Annotated in this window: 14 protein-coding genes; 13 read left to right on the top strand and 1 reads right to left on the bottom strand. The window is 62.7% G+C overall.

Features of this window, described 5'->3' with window-relative positions:
• Positions 1 to 166: 166 nt before the first annotated feature.
• From bioB to cysQ, 10 genes are all read left to right on the top strand, one after another.
• On the top strand, positions 167 to 1,252 hold the full coding sequence (gene bioB, locus R5R73_RS11525) for a biotin synthase BioB (protein WP_322529592.1): 1,086 nt from the start codon (positions 167 to 169) through the stop codon (positions 1,250 to 1,252).
• Complete coding sequence (bioF, locus tag R5R73_RS11520; RefSeq protein ID WP_416221190.1) at positions 1,249 to 2,562, top strand: 8-amino-7-oxononanoate synthase; 1,314 nt, start codon at positions 1,249 to 1,251, stop codon at positions 2,560 to 2,562. Before bioB ends, bioF begins: the two co-directional genes overlap by 4 nt.
• Positions 2,559 to 3,317 carry an alpha/beta fold hydrolase gene (locus tag R5R73_RS11515; protein ID WP_322527580.1) on the top strand — a complete coding sequence of 253 codons (759 nt, stop codon included), beginning with the start codon at positions 2,559 to 2,561 and terminating at the stop codon, positions 3,315 to 3,317. The genes bioF and R5R73_RS11515 overlap by 4 nt, the downstream gene beginning before the upstream one ends.
• A complete protein-coding gene (locus R5R73_RS11510) occupies positions 3,314 to 4,180 on the top strand; it encodes a methyltransferase domain-containing protein (RefSeq protein WP_322527579.1) in 867 nt (288 codons plus the stop codon). The genes R5R73_RS11515 and R5R73_RS11510 overlap by 4 nt, the downstream gene beginning before the upstream one ends.
• Positions 4,177 to 4,866, top strand: a complete 690-nt coding sequence (gene bioD / locus R5R73_RS11505; protein WP_322527578.1) for a dethiobiotin synthase — start codon at positions 4,177 to 4,179, stop codon at positions 4,864 to 4,866. The genes R5R73_RS11510 and bioD overlap by 4 nt, the downstream gene beginning before the upstream one ends.
• A 43-nt stretch (positions 4,867 to 4,909) precedes the next feature.
• A complete protein-coding gene (locus tag R5R73_RS11500; protein WP_322527577.1) occupies positions 4,910 to 6,259 on the top strand; it encodes an adenosylmethionine--8-amino-7-oxononanoate transaminase in 1,350 nt (449 codons plus the stop codon).
• Positions 6,260 to 6,707: 448 nt separating this feature from the next.
• Positions 6,708 to 8,306, top strand: a complete 1,599-nt coding sequence (locus R5R73_RS11495; RefSeq protein ID WP_322527576.1) for an isocitrate lyase — start codon at positions 6,708 to 6,710, stop codon at positions 8,304 to 8,306.
• Positions 8,307 to 8,635: 329 nt separating this feature from the next.
• Positions 8,636 to 9,853 carry a phosphotransferase gene (locus tag R5R73_RS11490; protein ID WP_322527575.1) on the top strand — a complete coding sequence of 406 codons (1,218 nt, stop codon included), beginning with the start codon at positions 8,636 to 8,638 and terminating at the stop codon, positions 9,851 to 9,853.
• Between the two features lie 264 nt (positions 9,854 to 10,117).
• A complete protein-coding gene (locus R5R73_RS11485; protein ID WP_322527574.1) occupies positions 10,118 to 11,881 on the top strand; it encodes an SLC13 family permease in 1,764 nt (587 codons plus the stop codon).
• 33 nt (positions 11,882 to 11,914) lie between these two features.
• A complete protein-coding gene (gene cysQ, locus R5R73_RS11480) occupies positions 11,915 to 12,757 on the top strand; it encodes a 3'(2'),5'-bisphosphate nucleotidase CysQ (protein ID WP_322527573.1) in 843 nt (280 codons plus the stop codon).
• Positions 12,758 to 12,876: 119 nt separating this feature from the next.
• On the opposite strand, the gene R5R73_RS11475 is transcribed toward cysQ, so the two are convergent.
• Positions 12,877 to 13,736, bottom strand: a protein-coding gene (locus tag R5R73_RS11475; RefSeq protein ID WP_322527572.1) for an IS5 family transposase whose coding sequence is annotated in 2 segments (ribosomal slippage) — positions 12,877 to 13,367 and positions 13,367 to 13,736 — 861 coding nt in all. Because the reading frame shifts where the segments join, the coding sequence is not laid out codon by codon here.
• A 73-nt stretch (positions 13,737 to 13,809) separates the two neighbouring features.
• On the opposite strand from R5R73_RS11475, the gene cysD reads away from it, so the two are divergent.
• From cysD to cysN, 3 genes are all read left to right on the top strand, one after another.
• Positions 13,810 to 14,727 (top strand): sulfate adenylyltransferase subunit CysD, encoded by a 918-nt coding sequence (gene cysD / locus R5R73_RS11470; RefSeq protein ID WP_322527571.1) that lies wholly within the window; start codon positions 13,810 to 13,812, stop codon positions 14,725 to 14,727.
• 268 nt (positions 14,728 to 14,995) lie between these two features.
• Complete coding sequence (locus tag R5R73_RS11465; RefSeq protein ID WP_071232021.1) at positions 14,996 to 15,358, top strand: four helix bundle protein; 363 nt, start codon at positions 14,996 to 14,998, stop codon at positions 15,356 to 15,358.
• 76 nt (positions 15,359 to 15,434) lie between these two features.
• Entirely contained in the window at positions 15,435 to 17,345 is a 1,911-nt protein-coding gene (cysN, locus tag R5R73_RS11460; RefSeq protein WP_322527570.1) for a sulfate adenylyltransferase subunit CysN, read from the top strand.
• The last annotated feature ends 360 nt before the right edge of the window (positions 17,346 to 17,705 follow it).

Genomic DNA, 17,705 nt, shown 5'->3' with positions numbered 1-17,705 from the left:
TGAATACTCGCTGTCTCGCAATCCGGAAGATTGAGACGTTCCCGCCGCCATGTCGTCATCGGCATGGCGGCTTTAGTTAACCTCTCTGATTGTTTGAAGTTAACAGGTTGCCGTGGCACCATTCAGTCAACTTTATTAATAGAAAAGGTTGACCACTGGCATGGCAATGACCTCCTCTCGAACCGGGAATGTCTCCCTGCGTCATGACTGGCAGCGCGAAGAGATCCAGGCGCTGCTGGAACGCCCGTTCAACGATCTGCTGTTCCAGGCGCAAGGCGTGCATCGCCAGCATTTCGATCCCAACGCGGTACAGATCTCCACGCTGCTTTCGATCAAGACCGGCGCCTGCCCGGAAGACTGCAAGTACTGTCCGCAATCCGGCCACTACAACACCGGGCTGGAGCGCGAGAAGCTGTTGCAGGTCGAAGCGGTGCTGGAAGAGGCGCGCAAGGCCAGGGCAGTCGGCGCCAGCCGTTTCTGCATGGGCGCGGCGTGGAAGCATCCGAGCGCGAAAGACATGCCGCTGGTGCTGGAAATGGTGCGCGGCGTGCGGGCGATGGGGCTCGAAACCTGCATGACGCTGGGCATGCTGAGTCGGGAGCAGGCCGAGCAACTGAAGGAAGCCGGGCTCGATTACTACAACCACAACCTGGATACCTCGCCGGAGTACTACGGCGAGATCATCACCACCCGCACCTACGCCGATCGTCTGGAGACCCTGGACCACGTCCGTCAGTCCGGCATGAAGATCTGCAGTGGCGGCATCCTCGGCATGGGCGAGAGCGTCAACGACCGGGCGGGGCTGCTGCAGCAACTGGCCAACCTGCCTGAACACCCCGAGAGCGTGCCGATCAACATGTTGATCCGGATCCAGGGCACGCCGCTCGAGCATGTCGAGGATCTCGACCCCATCGAGTTCATTCGCACCATTGCCGTGGCGCGCATCCTGATGCCGCGCTCCCACGTGCGTCTGGCCGCCGGGCGCGAGCTGATGAGCGACGAGACCCAGGCGCTGGCATTCTTCGCCGGGGCCAACTCGATCTTCTACGGCGAGCGCCTGCTGACCGCGCAGAACCCCCAGGCGACCCGTGATCAACGGCTTTTCGAGCGCCTCGGCCTGCACCCCGAGCAGCGCGAAGACGTCGATGACGCCGCCCACGAAGCGGCCATTCAGGAGCGCATGACAAGGGCTCGGCTGGATGCGATGGTCACGGATGCTAACGCCTCGTCCACGGCCCGGGTCCGCGCATGACGGCAGCGTCACAGTACGTTGAGCAGGGCGATGCACGGGACGATTCGCTGAAGCGCGTGCTGGCGGCGCGCCTGGCACGTCAGCATGCGCTCCAGCGTTATCGCCGCAGAAGCACGACGGCCGGGAAGGGGCCGCACTTCCTGCGCCAAGGACAGCGCTACCTGACGTTCTGCAGCAACGACTATCTGGGGCTGGCCGGCGATCCCCGGCTGGCGGAGGCGCTGGCCGAAGGCGCCCGGCGTTTCGGCACCGGCGGCGGGGCATCGCACCTGGTCTGCGGCCACAGCGAGGCTCATGAATCTCTGGAAGCGAGACTGGCCGCGCTGACAGGGCAGCCTCGGGCGCTGCTGTTCTCCAGCGGCTACCAGGCCAACCTGGGCGTCATCTCGACGCTGCTCGGACGGGGCGATGTGGCACTCCACGACCGGCTCAATCACGCCTCGTTGCTGGACGCGACCCGGCTGGCCGGCGCCAGTCTGGTGCGATTCGCCCATCGGGATGCCGTCGATTGCGGCGAGCGGCTGTCCTCTCTCGATACTGCGCGGCGAACTCTGGTCGTCACCGATGGCGTCTTCAGCATGGATGGCGATGTCGCCGATCTGCCCGCTCTGGCGGCTCGGTGCGAGCGCCACCGCGCCTGGTTGATGGTCGACGATGCCCACGGCCTCGGCGTGCTGGGCACGGATGGCGGCGGCACGTGGCAGGCACAGAGCCTCGAGCCGGGCAGGATTGCCGCCAGCGTCGGAACGCTGGGCAAGGCGCTCGGCACCCAGGGCGCGTTCGTCGCCGGCAGCGAGACCTTGATCGAGGCGCTGATCCAGTTCGCCCGCCCCTACATCTACACCACCAGTCTCTCCCCGGCGCTAGCGTGGGCCACGCTGACCAGTCTGGACATCGTCCGCGACGAGCCGGAGCGGCGGGCTCATCTTTCCACGTTGATCGAGCGCTTCCGTCACGAGGCGGCCGGCCTCGCCGAACTGGATCTGCATCTGGCGCCTTCCACCACGCCCATTCAGCCACTGATCGTCGGGCCGAGCTGGAGTGTGCCGGGCAGCGGCAGGCAGGGCGGCAACGAAGCCGCGGCGCTGGCGCTGGCGGCGGCACTCGACAGCGCCGGCATCTGGTGCAGCGCCATCCGCCCGCCCACCGTACCGGCCGGCACGTCGCGACTGCGCTTCACGCTCTCGGCGGCCCATACGCTCGAGGAGGTCGACCGGCTGATCGGGGTGCTGTTCGATACCGCCCGTCGGCTGTGGTCGGCAAGGGAGACAGTGACGGGGGGAATGTCGACCAGGGAGGCGTCGACATGAACGAGCAGACACTGCTATTGCTGCCGGGATGGGCGCTCGGGCCCGCACCGCTGGCGCCGTTGGCCGACGCCCTGCGTCGGCGGCTGCCCCCGTGCTACCGGGTCGAGTGCATCAACTATCCCGCATTGACCAGTCACCGGCCCGAAAGCTGGGTCGTGGCGCTCGATCATGAGCTGCCCCAGGATGCCTGGCTGGCCGGCTGGTCACTCGGCGGCATGCTCGCCACGTCGCTGGCGCAGTGGCGCGGGCGTCGCGCACGGGGGTTGATCACGCTGGGGGCCAACGCCAGTTTCGTTGCCCGTCCGGGCTGGCCGACGGCGCTGAGCGGGGGAGCCCTGAAGGACTTTCAGCGCGGGTTGCAGGCTTCCCCCACGCGTACGCTTCGGCGATTCGCGCAGTTGAGCGCGCAGGGCGGACAGGATACCCGCCGGCTGGGGCGCGAGCTGGTGGCGGCGCTGGCGTCGACGCCGCTGGATCACGCCCTGGCCGGGCTGGAAGTGTTATCCGCGCTGGATCTGCGCGACGTGCCGGGCACGCTGAAGATCCCGCAACTGCATCTCTTCGGTGACAGCGATGCCCTGGTGCCGGCGGCGGCATGCCAGGCCATCGCCGAACGGCTGCCCGAGGGCGGGCGTACGGCGTCGATCGAGCATGCCGGCCACGCCTTCCCGCTGGAGCAGGCCGAACGGACCGCCGCGCTCATGGCGGACTTCCTGCTCTCGTCCGATGACTCGCCACACGAGGTGGTGCCATGAACGGCCTGGATCGCGTCGAACGGCACGCTGCGCCAGCCGGCGTGGCCGCGGAGACACCGGCGTCGCGGTGCCGGCTGCGAAGGATCGCCGACGGATTTTCCCGTGCCGCGCACGCCTACGACGACGGCGCCGAGTTGCAGCGCGAGGTGGCCGACCGTCTGTTGGCGCGGCTGCCGGCGCTCGGGCGCTTGCGGACCGTCGTCGATATCGGTTGCGGTACGGGGTATCTGATTTCCCGCCTGGTCGGGCGTCACGCCGGGCTCGCGATCGGGCTGGATATCGCGCCCGGCATGTTGCAGGCAGCGCGCCGTCGCCACGCCGCGCGGCCAATCCAGTGGCTCGTCGGCAGCGCGGAGCGACTGCCATTGGCCGATGACAGCGCCGGCCTGCTGGTTTCCAGTCTGGCGGTGCAGTGGTGCGAGTCGCTGGAAGCATTCCTGGCCGAGGCCGGCCGCGTGCTGCGCCCCGGCGGCTGGCTCGCCTTCACCACGCTGTGCGAAGGAACGCTGGCGGAACTGCGTGCGGCGGGGCAGCGACTCGATGGCACACCCCTCGGCAACGCCTTCCTGCCCGAAGCGCGCCTGACGGAGCTCCTCGAGGCGCCTGGCTGGCAGTTGCACGAGCTGGATCTGACGACGCGCAAGACGCATCACGCCTCGCCGATCGACGCGCTGCGGGCGTTGAAGCGGATCGGCGCCAGTACGCTGACCGATCCGGCTGCCGGACATGGCGGGCTGGCGGGGCGACGCCGGATCGTCGAGCTGGGCCGAAGACTGGAAACCTGGCGGGAAGCCGAGGGCATTCCGACCCGCTATCGCGTCGCCACGGTATTGCTGCAGCGCAGCGAGAGGGAGGGGAGATGACGGCCTGTTTCGTGACCGGCACCGATACCGATGCCGGCAAGACCGTGGTTACCGCAGGGCTGATGCTCGCGGCCAGGCGCCGTGGACTGACCGTGGCGGGCGGCAAGCCGGTGGCCTCCGGCTGCGAGCGAACCCCGCTCGGGTTGCGCAACGCCGATGCGCTCGCCATTCAGGCCCAGTGCCATCCCGCGTTGCCCTACGATGCGATCAACCCGTTCGCCTTCGAGCCGGCCATCGCCCCGCACATCGCCGCTGGCGAGGCGGGCATCCCGCTGACGCTGGCATCTCTCGAGCGCTCCATGCATAGGCTGCTGGCGCGGGATGCCGATCTTACCCTGATCGAGGGGGCCGGCGGCTGGCGCGTACCGCTCAACGAGCGGGAGTCGCTGTCGGACCTCGCGATCGCGCTCGCCCTGCCCGTCGTATTGGTGGTCGGCGTGCAGCTCGGTGCCATCAATCATGCCCGGCTGACACTGGAGGCGATTCGTGGCGACGGCCTGACGGTGGCGGGGTGGGTCGCCAACGGCATCGACCCCGACCTGCCACGCCGCCGGCAGAACCTGGATGCCCTCGCCGGATGGCTGGGCGAGCAGGGCGGCGTTCCATGCCTCGGCGTCGTGCCCTGGCTGCCGTCGCCATCCGCCGAACGCGTGGCGGACTTTCTGGATATCGATCCTCTTTTGTAAACGCCAAAAGCCGTTGTAAACACCCTCCAAGGGAACCCGTCGAATGACCCGCAATAGTCAATGGATGCAGCGTGACCTGGCCAGCCTGTGGCACCCGTGTACCCAGATGAAGGACCACGAAACGCTTCCCGTCGTACCGATCCGCCGCGGCAAGGGCGTGTGGCTGGAGGATTTCGAAGGCCAGCGCTATCTCGATATCGTCAGTTCCTGGTGGGTCAACGTGTTCGGGCACGCCAACGAGCGCATCAACGCGCGCATCAAGCAGCAGCTCGACGAACTCGAGCACGTGATCCTGTCGGGATTCACCCACCAGCCGGTGATCGAGCTCTCCGAACGGCTGGGTCAACTGGCGCCCGCCGGGCTGGGGCACTGCTTCTACGCCGACAACGGCTCCTCCGCCGTCGAGATCGCGCTCAAGATGAGCTACCACTACTGGCGCAACGTCGGTCGTCCCGAAAAGCGGCGCTTCCTGACCATCACCAACGGCTACCACGGCGAGACGCTGGGCGCGCTATCGGTCGGCGACGTGGCGCTTTATACCGACACCTACCGCTCGTTGCTGCTGGACGTGATCAAGGTGCCGGCACCGGACGGCTTCGGCCTGCCGCGAGAGCATTGGGTCGAGCAGGCGAGGGGAGCCTTCGCGCACATGGAAGCGGCGCTGGCGCGTCATGCCCACGAGCTGGCGGCGGTCATCGTCGAACCGCTGATCCAGTGTGCCGGCGGCATGCGCATGTACCCGCCGGAATACCTGACCTGGCTGCGCGAGGCCTGCGATCGTCACGGCGTCCAGTTGATCTTCGACGAGATTGCCGTCGGATTCGGCCGCACCGGGACGCTGTTCGCCAGCGAGCAGGCCGGTGTGCGCCCGGATTTCCTGTGCCTCTCCAAGGCGCTGACCGGCGGCTACCTGCCGCTGTCGGTGGTGATGACCACCGACGAGGTCTACGCTGCGTTCTACGATGACTATTCGACGCTGAGAGCCTTCCTGCACTCCCACAGCTACACCGGCAATCCGCTGGCCTGCGCCGCCGCCCTGGCGACGCTGGATATCTTCGAGCAGGACGACGTGATCGCCGCCAACCGCGACAAGGCGGCGCTGATGGGGCGCCTCGCCGAGCCGCTGCGAGAGCACCCTCACGTTGGTGACGTGCGCCAGACCGGCATGGTGCTCGCGATCGAGATGGTGGCGGACAAGGCCAGCCTGACGCCCTACGACTTTCGCGAGCGTCGCGGGTTGCGCGTCTATCGGCACGCGCTGTCACGCGGGGTGATGCTGCGGCCGCTGGGCAACGTGATCTACTGGATGCCGCCTTACGTGATCACCCCGGGAGAACTGGAACGGGTCGCAACGGTGACGCGGGAAGGGCTGGAGCAGGCAACGGCCGATTAAGAATGTGAAATTCCGCTATCTTCCTGTCGACGAAAGTCGAATAGAGGAAGGGCTGCCAGTCGGCGTCCGGCCAGCCTCGCATCGATGCCAGTACCAGACTCCGTCATTCTCAAGATGATGAATTGGTAAGTGTTTTCGTGGTCCGGTCGATTGCGCTGCAGGATGACTGATTTTCCGGCGAACGATTAACGCGCGCTGGAACCGTTACCGTCATACGTCATACATGACTACAGGACGCGTCGAAAAGCACGATTCCGAGTAGAAGCCTTACCGTGCTGGCGGCTAAGTGCTGATTGTTGCCATGCCTCGATTTCTCACATAGTGGATTCGCCAAGGAGGTCATGTCTTCTCGTCGATGGCGTTAAAACGCTCGTTTTGGCCCGTGAAATCGAAACACGAGACACCGTGGCTTCCGGACATTTCTCAATCCCGACCTGTGGAGATCGTCATGTCTCTTTATCAGCGCGATATCGAATCGATAAACCGATTGTGCCTGGAGCAGAACGGCAGATGGGGCAATATCAACCCGGAGAACGTGGCCCGGATGCGAGCGCAGAATCGCTTCCGAACCGGACTCGATATCGCCCGTTACACGGCATCCATCATGCGTCGCGACATGCAGGCTTACGATGAAGACCCGTCACGCTACACCCAGTCGCTCGGCTGCTGGCATGGCTTCATCGGCCAGCAGAAGCTGATCTCGATCAAGAAGCACCACGGCACGACTCAGGGGCGATATCTGTACCTTTCCGGCTGGATGATCGCTGCCATGCGCTCCGAGTTCGGCCCGCTTCCCGATCAGTCGATGCATGAAAAGACCTCCGTTCCGGCCCTGATCGAAGAGCTCTACACCTTTCTGCGCCAGGCAGATGCCAGGGAGCTGACGACCCTGTTTCGGGAACTGGATAGCGCCAGAAAGCAGGGCAACGAAGTGATGGCACGCAGCGTGATCGACAGAATCGACAACTTCGAAACGCACATCGTGCCGATCATTGCCGACATCGATGCTGGATTCGGCAACGAAGAAGCCACCTACCTGCTGGCGAAGAAGATGATCGAGGCCGGCGCCTGTTGTATCCAGTTGGAGAACCAGGTATCGGACGCCAAGCAGTGCGGTCACCAGGATGGCAAGGTCACCGTTCCCCACGAGGATTTCGTGGCGAAGATCAACGCCGTTCGTCACGCATTCCTGGAACTCGGGGTGGACGAGGGGGTGATCGTCGCGCGTACCGATTCGCTGGGCGCCGGTCTGACGCAGAAGCTGCCGGTCAGCAAGGAGCCGGGCGATCTCGCCTCCCGGTACAACAGTTTCCTCTGTACCGTGCCGATCTGCGCGGTGAAGGACATCAACGAGGGCGACACCCTCATCAAGCTCGATGGCGACCTGCGCAAACCGCTACGGCTCGCCAACGGTCTCTACCGCTTCCGCCCGGACACCGGCGAGGACCGGGTCGTGCTGGACTGCGTCAATGCCCTGCAGAATGGCGCGGACCTGCTGTGGATCGAGACCGAGAAGCCCCACATCGGCCAGATCGCCGGCATGGTCGAGCGTATTCGCGAAGTCGTGCCGAACGCCAAGCTGGTCTACAACAACTCGCCCTCGTTCAACTGGACGCTCAACTTCCGTCAGCAGGTCTACGATCGCTGGATAGAGGAAGGGCGGGATCTCTCCGGTATCGAACGCAGCCAGTTGATGAGCGCGGCGTACGACGACTCCGAGCTGGCGCAGGAAGCAGACCGCCGGATCCAGTCATTCCAGCGCGACGCCGCCCGAGAAGCCGGGGTATTCCACCACCTGATCACCTTGCCGACCTACCACACGGCGGCGCTCTCCACCGACGAGCTCGCCGAGGGCTACTTCGGTGACGCCGGCATGCTGGCCTACGTTGCCGGCGTGCAGCGCCGCGAAATTCGGCGCGGGCTGGCCACGGTCAAGCACCAGGACATGGCCGGCTCCAACATCGGCGACGACCACAAGGAGTACTTCTCCGGCGCGGCCGCGCTCAAGGCCGGCGGCGGGCTCAACACCATGAATCAGTTCGGTTGAGCGCTATCGGCAATCGAGCGGAAACTCGAGAACCAGGGCGGGCCATTCCTCGGTAGAGGCGTGGCCCGCTTCTCGTTCAAGGCATGACCCGCTCATGAGAGGCTCCCTCGCCTTCGAAATGTTGCCGAGTCGTTTTCCTTCCGCAGTAACACGTTACGAAGCTAGTGGGGCGGTTGTCGTACCATCGTTTTGGCCAGCGTATCGTTTTGACCAGCGTATCGCCTTCGAACGGCTGCTCATGAATAGCGGCGTTCGGGCGACGGCAGGATCAGGGAGCGGCGCTGAATGACAACAAGGCCTTCGCGTCGCCACGCGGCCAAGGAGCGTGCATGCCAGGTTTCGTGGATGAAGTCAGCCAGGGTGTCGTCAGGGGATGGTATGTTGCCGATGATGGCCGGCAGTCGCGTGCTTGCCAGAGCGTCGTCATCTCCGTCAACGGCGAAGAACGGTTCTGCGCGTTGTGTCAGGATGCGCGACCCGATGTGGTCGAGGCCGGCATCACGCGTGAAGGCGGCGTTGGCTTCCTGGCGCCGCTCGCGTTGCAGATCGGGGATCTCGTTCGCGTCAGGGCGCTGGAAAGCGGCCAGCTGTTGGGAGGTGGGCTGGCCGTCGTGATGCCACCCGGCGCCGAGGATGGCTTTCTGACTGCCCGGGCCAGCGCCGAACTCCCCGCCTTTCAATCCCTTCTGCAGCCGCTACGGCCCCATCTGACCATCAACGCGTTTCGGCCCTTGTTCGGCCACCGGGGCAAGCTTTCGGCACTCTGTATCGATACGCCGGCGGGGCGTCGCGTGGTTCATGCCCAGCGCCCGGTTCGAAATGCGCTCTGGCTCGAACGCCTTCACCGCCGGGTGCTCGAACCCAACGGCATAGCCGCGCCGTCTCTGGAAGCCGTGCTCATCCACGGAGAGACCGCCAGCCTGGTCGTCGAGCATATCGAAGGCCAGACACTGGATGGCTTCACCGGTGACAACGAGCAGGCGTTTCGCGACACGCTCGCCGCGGCCCTGCGGTTGCCGTCCGTTCGCTGGGTCACCGGGATGGGAGGCGACCGGCGCGGGAGAAAGGCGTTCGGAAAACTGGTCAGCGGCGTCTGCCTGGCCGCGCTGAAACGGCAGCACTGGCGGGAGCTGCGGCTACTGCTGGGTATGGTCCGCGCCGTTTACCGGCTGCCGCGGGTATTCTCCCACGGCGACCTTCACCCCCAGAACGTACTGATCGAATCGCGGACGGGTCGGCCAGTGTTCATCGACTGGGATCACGCCGACAGGCTGCCGGTCGGATTCGACCTTTCCCGCCTGCTTATGAATGTCCCTCCGGCCCTGGCGGAGCGCTGGATCGATGAATCGCCGGAAGCCGGCATGGGCCGGGGGACTCAAGCTTCCCAAGCGTGCCGGCTAGGGTGGCTGATCCTGACCTACTTTGCCCATGCGCAACGCAGCCCCGATTTTCATGCTACCGAAGAAGCCGCCTATCTGCGCCAGCGCTTTATCGAGTTGCCCGAGCGTTCGAATCACAAGCCGGAAATGATGTCACAGAGTCGATGAAAGCCGTTGCCTATAACCGAGCGTGACGCGCATGAAAATGGCTTTTAAACCAGACTTTTTGGTTTGGTATTTCACTGCAATCGAGTTAACGATTAACGCCATCCTTACGTTTCGTAGAGAAAGGGCGCTGGTTCGCCTTACATACCCCCCATACAATGCAGTGCTGGCATGATGTCGGTACTCGACACTGACGAATTGATTCATGATCGGTATCGAGTCATCGAATCTTCACGCAGACCAATCAAGGCAAAGGTAAGAATCAATATGGGCATTGATGCCTGGTTGAGCATCGCGACGGTCGTGGCCGTATTGGGCACGCTCGTTTTTACAAGAATCGCGCCGGACGCCATTCTGGTCGGCGCGATGGCGTTTCTGATCTTTTCGGATGTGCTCTCGCCGCAAGAGGCCCTGGCCGGCTTCGCCAACACCGGTGTAATGACTATTGCGGCGCTTTACGTGGTCGCTGCCGCATTGAAGGAAACCGGCGCGATCAAGTGGATCGCCGGGCTGCTTCTCGGCCAGCCCTCCACCCTGCGCCGGGCGCAGTGGCGGGTGATGCTGCCCGCTTCGATCCTGAGCGCATTCATGAACAACACCACCGTCGTGGCGATGTTCATCCCCGCCATTCAGGATTGGTCCAATCGCCTGCGTCTGTCACCTTCCAAGCTGCTGCTGCCACTGAGCTATATCTCCATACTCGGCGGCACCTGCACCCTGATCGGCACCAGCACCAACCTGGTCGTCGACGGCCTGTTGCAGAGCCGTCAGGGGATCTCGCTGGGCATGTTCGAACTGACCTGGATCGGCCTGCCGATTCTTCTTGTGGGCGGCGGGTTCATCCTGATCTTCGGCAAGTGGCTGCTGCCCCAGCGCGATGGCACCAGCGCCCAACTGGACCAGATCCGCGAATACAGCGTCGAAGTGATCGTCGAGCCCAAGGGGCCGCTGGTGGGCAAGACCATCGCGGACGCTGGGCTGCGTAACCTGCAGTTTGGCTATCTGGCCGATATCGAGCGAGACGATCAACTGCTGACGGCCGTGCCGCCGGATACCCGATTGCAGGATGGCGATACGCTGGTCTTCATCGGCGCGCCGGAGTGCGCTCGGGAGCTGCGTGAGGTCCGCGGGCTGAGCCCCGCCAACGGTAACGTGCAGAAGCTGCCGGTGGCGCAGCATCGGCGCTGTCTGGTCGAAGCGGTGGTCAGCCCGGATTTCACCGGCATCGGCCGGTCGGTGCGTGAGTCGCGATTCCGCTCCCGGTTCCAGGCCGTCATTCTCTCGATCTCCCGCCATGGCCGGCGCCTGAACGGCAAGGTCGGGGATATCGAGCTCCAGGTTGGCGATACCCTGCTGCTGGAGACGGGGCAGGAGTTCGTCGAACAGTATCGCTACCGGAAGGACTTCCTGCTGGTCAGCCAGCTCAACGACTCGACACCGCCGAACTTTCAAAAAGCGCCGCTCTCGCTGGGCATTCTCGGCGTGATGGTCATACTCAGCGCGACCAACCTGGTCTCGATTCTGGAAGCCGCCTTTCTCGCTGCCGGGGCACTGCTGATGACCGGCTGCCTGACCATGGGCAAGGCACGGCGTTACATCGACCTTTCCGTTCTTATCGTGATTGCTGCGTCGTTTTCCCTGGGCGCGGCGATGACCCAATCCGGCGCTGCACAGACCATCGCCGAACTGGTGGTCGGGCATATCGATTCGCCCTGGCTGGCGCTGGCGTTCGTCTACCTGATGACGGTGCTGTTCACCGAGATGATCACCAACAACGCCGCGGCGGTACTGATGTTTCCCATCGGGCTGGCGGTGTCGCAGCAGCTGGGCGTGGACTTCATGCCGTTCGTGATCGCTATCACCATCGCGGCCTCCGCCAGTTTCATGACCGCACTGGGCTACCAGACCAACCTGATGGTGATGGGGCCGGGCGGCTACCAGATGCATGACTATCTCAAGCTGGGTTTTCCCGTAAGCGCCCTGGTGGGTGCCACCGCGATTCTGCTCATACCGCTGATCTGGCCTTTCTAGCCTGATCGCCTCAGGGATATCCACGGAGACACCATGAAGATCAACGAAGCCACGAGGCAAGAACTGCTGGAAGGAGTGGTCGACGCCGGTGAACGGGTGCTGGACATCTACGCCCAGGATTTCAGCGTCGAGACCAAGGCCGACGACAGTCCGCTCACCCAGGCGGACATGGCCTCCCATCGAGCGCTGACCGAGCTGCTCCAACGCTTGACGCCGGAGATCCCGATACTCTCCGAAGAGAGCGAAGAGATCACCTACGAGACGCGCCGGCAGTGGTCGAGTTATTGGCTCATCGATCCGCTGGATGGCACCAAGGAGTTCATCAAGAAAAACGGCGAGTTCACGCTCAACGTGGCCCTGGTCGAGAACGGTGTTCCCGTGCTGGGGATCGTCCATGCGCCGGTACTGGAAACGACCTGGTGGGGCGATGCCGATCTGGGGGCATTCAAGATCACCGCCGAAGGGGAGCGGCAGATCGGGGTGCGGGAACTGCCCGCTGCGGGCGACCAGCCCTGGCTGATCGTCGGCAGCCGTTCCCATGGCGCGGAATCGTTCGAAGCCTTCTGCGCCCAGTTGCCGGCTCACGAACGCGTTTCCATGGGCAGCTCGCTCAAGCTATGCCTGGTTGCCGAAGGCGCCGCCGATCTCTACCCGCGCCTGGCCCCGACCTGCGAATGGGACACCGCCGCCGCCCAGGCCGTCGTCACCGCCGCCGGAGGCGCAGTGCTGAACGCCGAAACGCTCGAGCCGCTTCGCTGTAACCAGCAGGAAAGCACCCTCAACCCGTTTTTTATCGTCTGTGGGCAGCGCGATTCTCGCTGGGAAGGGGCCCTTCGGGCCAGCTTCGAGCTACGGGCCCCGAGCCGCGAGCAGTAAGCCGCGAGCCACGAGCAGATTGCGAGCCGGAAGTATTGGGGGTCCATGCTAGCGAAGCCCGAAGCCCGAAGCCCGAAGCCCGAAGCCCGAAGCTTACCGCGACTTCTCGACAAACGAATCTACGCTCTGTCTGAAAAATAGACCCGTAAACAGCGCTCGATGCAGGCCAGCGTGACCATGGCACGGTAACTTTTTGCCAGCTTGTCGTAGCGAGTACAAAGTCGCCGCTTTTCCTTCATCCAGCCAAATAGACGCTCTATCACATTGCGACGCCGATAACGCGGGCGCTCGAACAGGCGGGGTAGTCCTGGCTTGGGGCGACGGTGCATCTGTCGGTGCCGGATCGTCGGTCGTATTCCGTACCGGTCGCAGTAGCGACGCAATCGATCACTATCGTAACCTCGGTCGGCCAGCAGATGGCGGCAGCGCTTGCGGGGACGTCCCGTATGACCTGGCAAGCGGATCTGCTCCATGACAGGAACGAGATAGCGTGAATCGGCATGCTGACCAGGCGATAGCAGGAAGCTCAGGGGAACGCCATTGGCATCGCAAACCAGGTGAATCTTGGTGGTCAGGCCGCCTCGGCTTCGTCCAAGCGCATGGCCTACCCGTTCTCCAGAGCCCCTTTTTTACTGCCACCAGCGGCAGAGCGAGTCGCTCGAATCGAGGTGGAGTCCACCATCCAGGTATCGAGATCCATGTAACCATCTTCCCGAAGCTTCAGGTGAAGGCGTGACAGGCTGCGTTCGAGTGTGCCGTCATCTCGCCACTGACGAAAGCGCTGGTAGACCGTTTTCCATGGGCCGAAGCGTTCGGGCAGATCCCGCCATTTGGCGCCGGAACAGAGGATCCAGAAGATGCCGTTGAGCATCTGCCGGTCATCGCGGCGTGGGCGTCCACGCCCAGCGGGCGTGCCAGGCGAAACGATATCTTCAATCAATGTCCAACCCCGATCGGAAATCTCGTAACGTCCTGCCATGACAATACCTCCAAGTCTGAGGGAGGAAAGGCTAGCAAGACATCATTTTTCAGACAAAGCGTAGGGACATGCCATGACCGAACTGACCCCCGAACGCCAGACGCATCTCAAGCAGCTCGAAGCCGAGTCCATCCATATCATCCGCGAGGTCGCCGCCGAGTTCGGCAACCCGGTGATGCTCTATTCGATCGGCAAGGACTCCTCGGTGATGCTGCACCTCGCACGCAAGGCGTTCTATCCCGGGCCGCCGCCGTTCCCGCTGATGCACGTCAACACCACCTGGAAGTTCAAGGAAATGATCGAGTTCCGCGACCGGATGGCCGCGGACGTCGGGATGGAGTTGATCGAGCATATCAACGAGGAAGGCCGCGCCGCCGGCATCAACCCGTTCGACCACGGCAGCGCCAAGTACACCGACATCATGAAGACCCAGTCGCTCAAGCAGGCACTGGACAAGTACGGCTTCGATGCCGCCTTCGGTGGCGCCCGTCGCGACGAGGAAGCCTCCCGCGCCAAGGAGCGCGTCTACTCCTTCCGTGACAAGCACCACCGCTGGGACCCCAAGAACCAGCGCCCCGAGCTGTGGAACCTCTACAACGGCAAGGTCAACAAGGGCGAATCGATCCGCGTATTCCCGCTCTCCAACTGGACCGAGCTGGATATCTGGCAGTACATCTATCTCGAATCGATCCCCATCGTCCCGCTGTACTACTCCGCACCGCGCCCTGTGGTCGAACGCGACGGCATGCTGGTGATGGTCGACGACGATCGCCTGCCGCTGGAACCCGGCGAAGTCCCCGAAGAGAAATGGGTCCGCTTCCGCACCCTGGGCTGCTACCCGCTCACCGGCGCGGTGGAATCGAAAGCCGCCACGCTGCCCGAGATCATCCAGGAGATGCTGCTCACCCGCACCAGTGAGCGCTCCGGCCGCGCCATCGACCGCGACCAGGTCGGCTCGATGGAAAAGAAGAAGCGGGAGGGGTACTTCTAAGCTACGAGCTACGAGCTACGAGCTACGAGCTACGAGCTACGAGCTACGAGCTACGAGCTACGAGCTACGGGCTACGGGCTACGGGCTACGAGCTACGAGCTACGAGCTACGAGCTACGAGCTACGAGCTACGAGCTACGAGCTACGAGCTACGAGCTACGAGCTACGAGCTACGAGCTACGAGCTACGAGCTACGAGCTACGAGCTACGAGCTACGAGCTACGAAAAGCGGTTGCGAATTATCTGTGAGAATTGGAAAGGGCGAAGAGATGAGGCATGAGCAGATGGAGGTCTGGCAACGTGGTAAGCGTCTCAGCGTAGACGTTTATCGGGAGCTTCATAGCCTCCGTGATTTCGGGTTCAAAGACCAGATCACGCGCTCTGCGCTCTCGATTCCCAGCAACATCGCGGAAGGGTTCGAAAGATATACCGAGCGAGAAAAGTTCCGCTTCGTGTCTATTGCAAAAGGCTCGTGTGGCGAGTTTGCGACTCAGGCCTTGATCGGTATGGAAATAGGGTACATCGCTGAGCAGAAGGGCACTCAGTGGCGCAATGAAGCTATTCAGTTATCACGGATGCTTGGCGCTTTATTGAACGCTTTGGCGTCTGGCCAAGTAAAACACAAGTCTTGATGGAGATCACAGCCTGCTCATAGCCCGAAACTCGTGGCTCGCAGCGCTCGTACTCTTCACAAATGGGGGAAAAACCGTGTCACACGCCTCACCGAAGATCTCAGAAAACATCGAAGCGTATCTGAAAGAGCACGAGCAGAAAGACCTGCTGCGCTTCATCACCTGCGGCAGCGTCGATGACGGCAAGTCGACCCTGATCGGGCGGCTGCTGCACGACTCCAAGATGATCTACGAAGATCAGTTGGCGGCGATCACTCAGGCTTCGAAGACCAGCGGGACGACCGGCGACAAGGTCGATCTGGCGCTGCTGGTCGATGGCCTGCAGTCGGAGCGGGAGCAGGGCATCACCATCGATGTCGCCTACCGGTTCTTCTCCACCGACAAGCGCAAGTTCATCATCGCCGATACGCCGGGCCACGAGCAGTACACCCGCAACATGGCTACGGGTGCGTCGACTGCGAGCCTGGCGATCATTCTGATCGATGCGCGCTACGGCATTCAGACCCAGACTCGCCGTCACAGCTATATCTGCTCGCTGCTGGGCATTCGTCACCTGATCGTCGCCGTCAACAAGATGGATCTGGTCGACTATTCCCAGGATCGCTTCGACGAGATCGTCGCCGACTACAAGGAATTCTCGAAGAATCTCAACGACGACATCAATCTGCATTTCGTGCCGATATCGGCACTGGAAGGGGACAACGTCGTCAACGACAGCGAGAACATGAGCTGGTACGCACAAGGCGGTGGCGAACCGCTGCTGCGCCTGCTGGAAGGCGTGGACGTCAAACACGACAGCAACCTTGTGGATCTGCGCTTCCCGGTACAGTACGTCAACCGGCCGAACCTCGACTTCCGGGGCTACTGCGGCACACTGGCGGCCGGCATTCTTCGCCCGGGCGACGCCATTCGCGTGCTCGGTTCCGGCAGGACATCCACCGTCGAAAGCCTCGTAACCTACGATGGCGAACTCGAGGTTGCCTATCCCGATCAGGCAATCACCGTCACGCTTGCCGACGAGATCGATATCTCCCGTGGCGACATGCTTGTCGCGGCGGACAGCAAGCTGGAGCCGACCACGGCGTTCACCGCGGACATCGTCTGGATGCACGATACGCCGCTGGAAGTGGGGCGCGAGTACGAGCTCAAGGCGGGCACCAGCGTCGTCAGCGGTCGCGTAGCGCGGATCGTCCACCAGACCGACGTCAACACGCTCGAGCGCCATCCGGCCAGAGAAATCCCGCTCAACGGCATCGCGCGCTGCCAGATCGAAGTGAAGCAGCCGCTGGGGCTCGACCCTTACACGCGCTCACCGCACTCCGGCAACTTCATCATCATCGACCGCATGACCAACGTCACCGTGGGTGCCGGCATGGTGGTGGAAACGCTCAGCGCCAGCAACATCGTCTGGCACGACATGGCCGTGACCAAGCAGCGTCGCGCCGAACGCAATCACCAGAAGCCGTGCATCATCTGGTTCACCGGGCTTTCTGGCGCAGGCAAGTCAACCTCTGCCAACGCGCTCGAGCGCCAACTGTTCGGCATGGGCTACAGCACCTACCTGCTGGACGGCGACAACGTGCGCCATGGTCTATGCGGCGATCTCGGCTTCAGCGACGATCATCGTCAGGAAAACATTCGTCGCGTAGGCGAAGTCGCCAAGCTGATGGTCGATGCCGGCATGATCACGCTGGTTTCGTTCATCTCGCCGTTCCAGCGCGACAGAGACCTGGTCCGCAACATGGTCGACAGCGACGAATTCATCGAAGTGTTCGTGAACACATCGTTGGCAGTCTGTGAAGAGCGCGACCCCAAAGGTCTCTACCAAAAGGCCCGCGCCGGAGAGATCGAAGACTTCACCGGAATCAGTTCGCCTTATGAAGCCCCCACGAATCCGGAAATCGAGATCAATACGGGCGAACTGAGCGTAGAAGATACCGTCAAGGAGCTGGTGCTGAAGCTACGGCAATATAGCGTAATTGTATAAGCGTGCTAAATATTTTTGTGTCGACTGTAATAATGCTGAGGACCGTTACAGTTGGGTAGTTATTTCTACTAAATTGTAGAGTTTTGTCTGCACTGATACGTTAAGCAACGTGAAGATGCAATATCTTTTAAGATGCAGCGTTTCTGTTGTAGGCAAGTCTGCGAAGACAACATACACTCATGAAATCAAGGCTATGGATTGGCCAACTTTTCGTTTGCTGCGCGTTGCATCCGGGATGGTGCGACAAGCAAAACGCCTGAGACCACTCTGATAATCAGCGTGTCTTTTGATAGTGGGCCAATTCTCGGCAATAGTGGCTGGGATGGCTCTATGCGCCGATTTTTCATTGTTTCGTCCATC

The organism is Salinicola sp. LHM (genome assembly GCF_034479735.1).
In the GTDB taxonomy this organism is placed as follows: domain Bacteria; phylum Pseudomonadota; class Gammaproteobacteria; order Pseudomonadales; family Halomonadaceae; genus Salinicola; species Salinicola salarius.
This window is presented reverse-complemented; position numbering and strand designations above follow the sequence as displayed.

Coding starts and splice junctions, on each gene's coding strand:
- bioB (WP_322529592.1), top strand. CDS start 167: ATGACCTCCTCTCGAACCGGGAATGTCTCCCTGCGTCATGACTGGCAG.
- bioF (WP_416221190.1), top strand. CDS start 1,249: ATGACGGCAGCGTCACAGTACGTTGAGCAGGGCGATGCACGGGACGAT.
- R5R73_RS11515 (WP_322527580.1), top strand. CDS start 2,559: ATGAACGAGCAGACACTGCTATTGCTGCCGGGATGGGCGCTCGGGCCC.
- R5R73_RS11510 (WP_322527579.1), top strand. CDS start 3,314: ATGAACGGCCTGGATCGCGTCGAACGGCACGCTGCGCCAGCCGGCGTG.
- bioD (WP_322527578.1), top strand. CDS start 4,177: ATGACGGCCTGTTTCGTGACCGGCACCGATACCGATGCCGGCAAGACC.
- R5R73_RS11500 (WP_322527577.1), top strand. CDS start 4,910: ATGACCCGCAATAGTCAATGGATGCAGCGTGACCTGGCCAGCCTGTGG.
- R5R73_RS11495 (WP_322527576.1), top strand. CDS start 6,708: ATGTCTCTTTATCAGCGCGATATCGAATCGATAAACCGATTGTGCCTG.
- R5R73_RS11490 (WP_322527575.1), top strand. CDS start 8,636: ATGCCAGGTTTCGTGGATGAAGTCAGCCAGGGTGTCGTCAGGGGATGG.
- R5R73_RS11485 (WP_322527574.1), top strand. CDS start 10,118: ATGGGCATTGATGCCTGGTTGAGCATCGCGACGGTCGTGGCCGTATTG.
- cysQ (WP_322527573.1), top strand. CDS start 11,915: ATGAAGATCAACGAAGCCACGAGGCAAGAACTGCTGGAAGGAGTGGTC.
- cysD (WP_322527571.1), top strand. CDS start 13,810: ATGACCGAACTGACCCCCGAACGCCAGACGCATCTCAAGCAGCTCGAA.
- R5R73_RS11465 (WP_071232021.1), top strand. CDS start 14,996: ATGAGGCATGAGCAGATGGAGGTCTGGCAACGTGGTAAGCGTCTCAGC.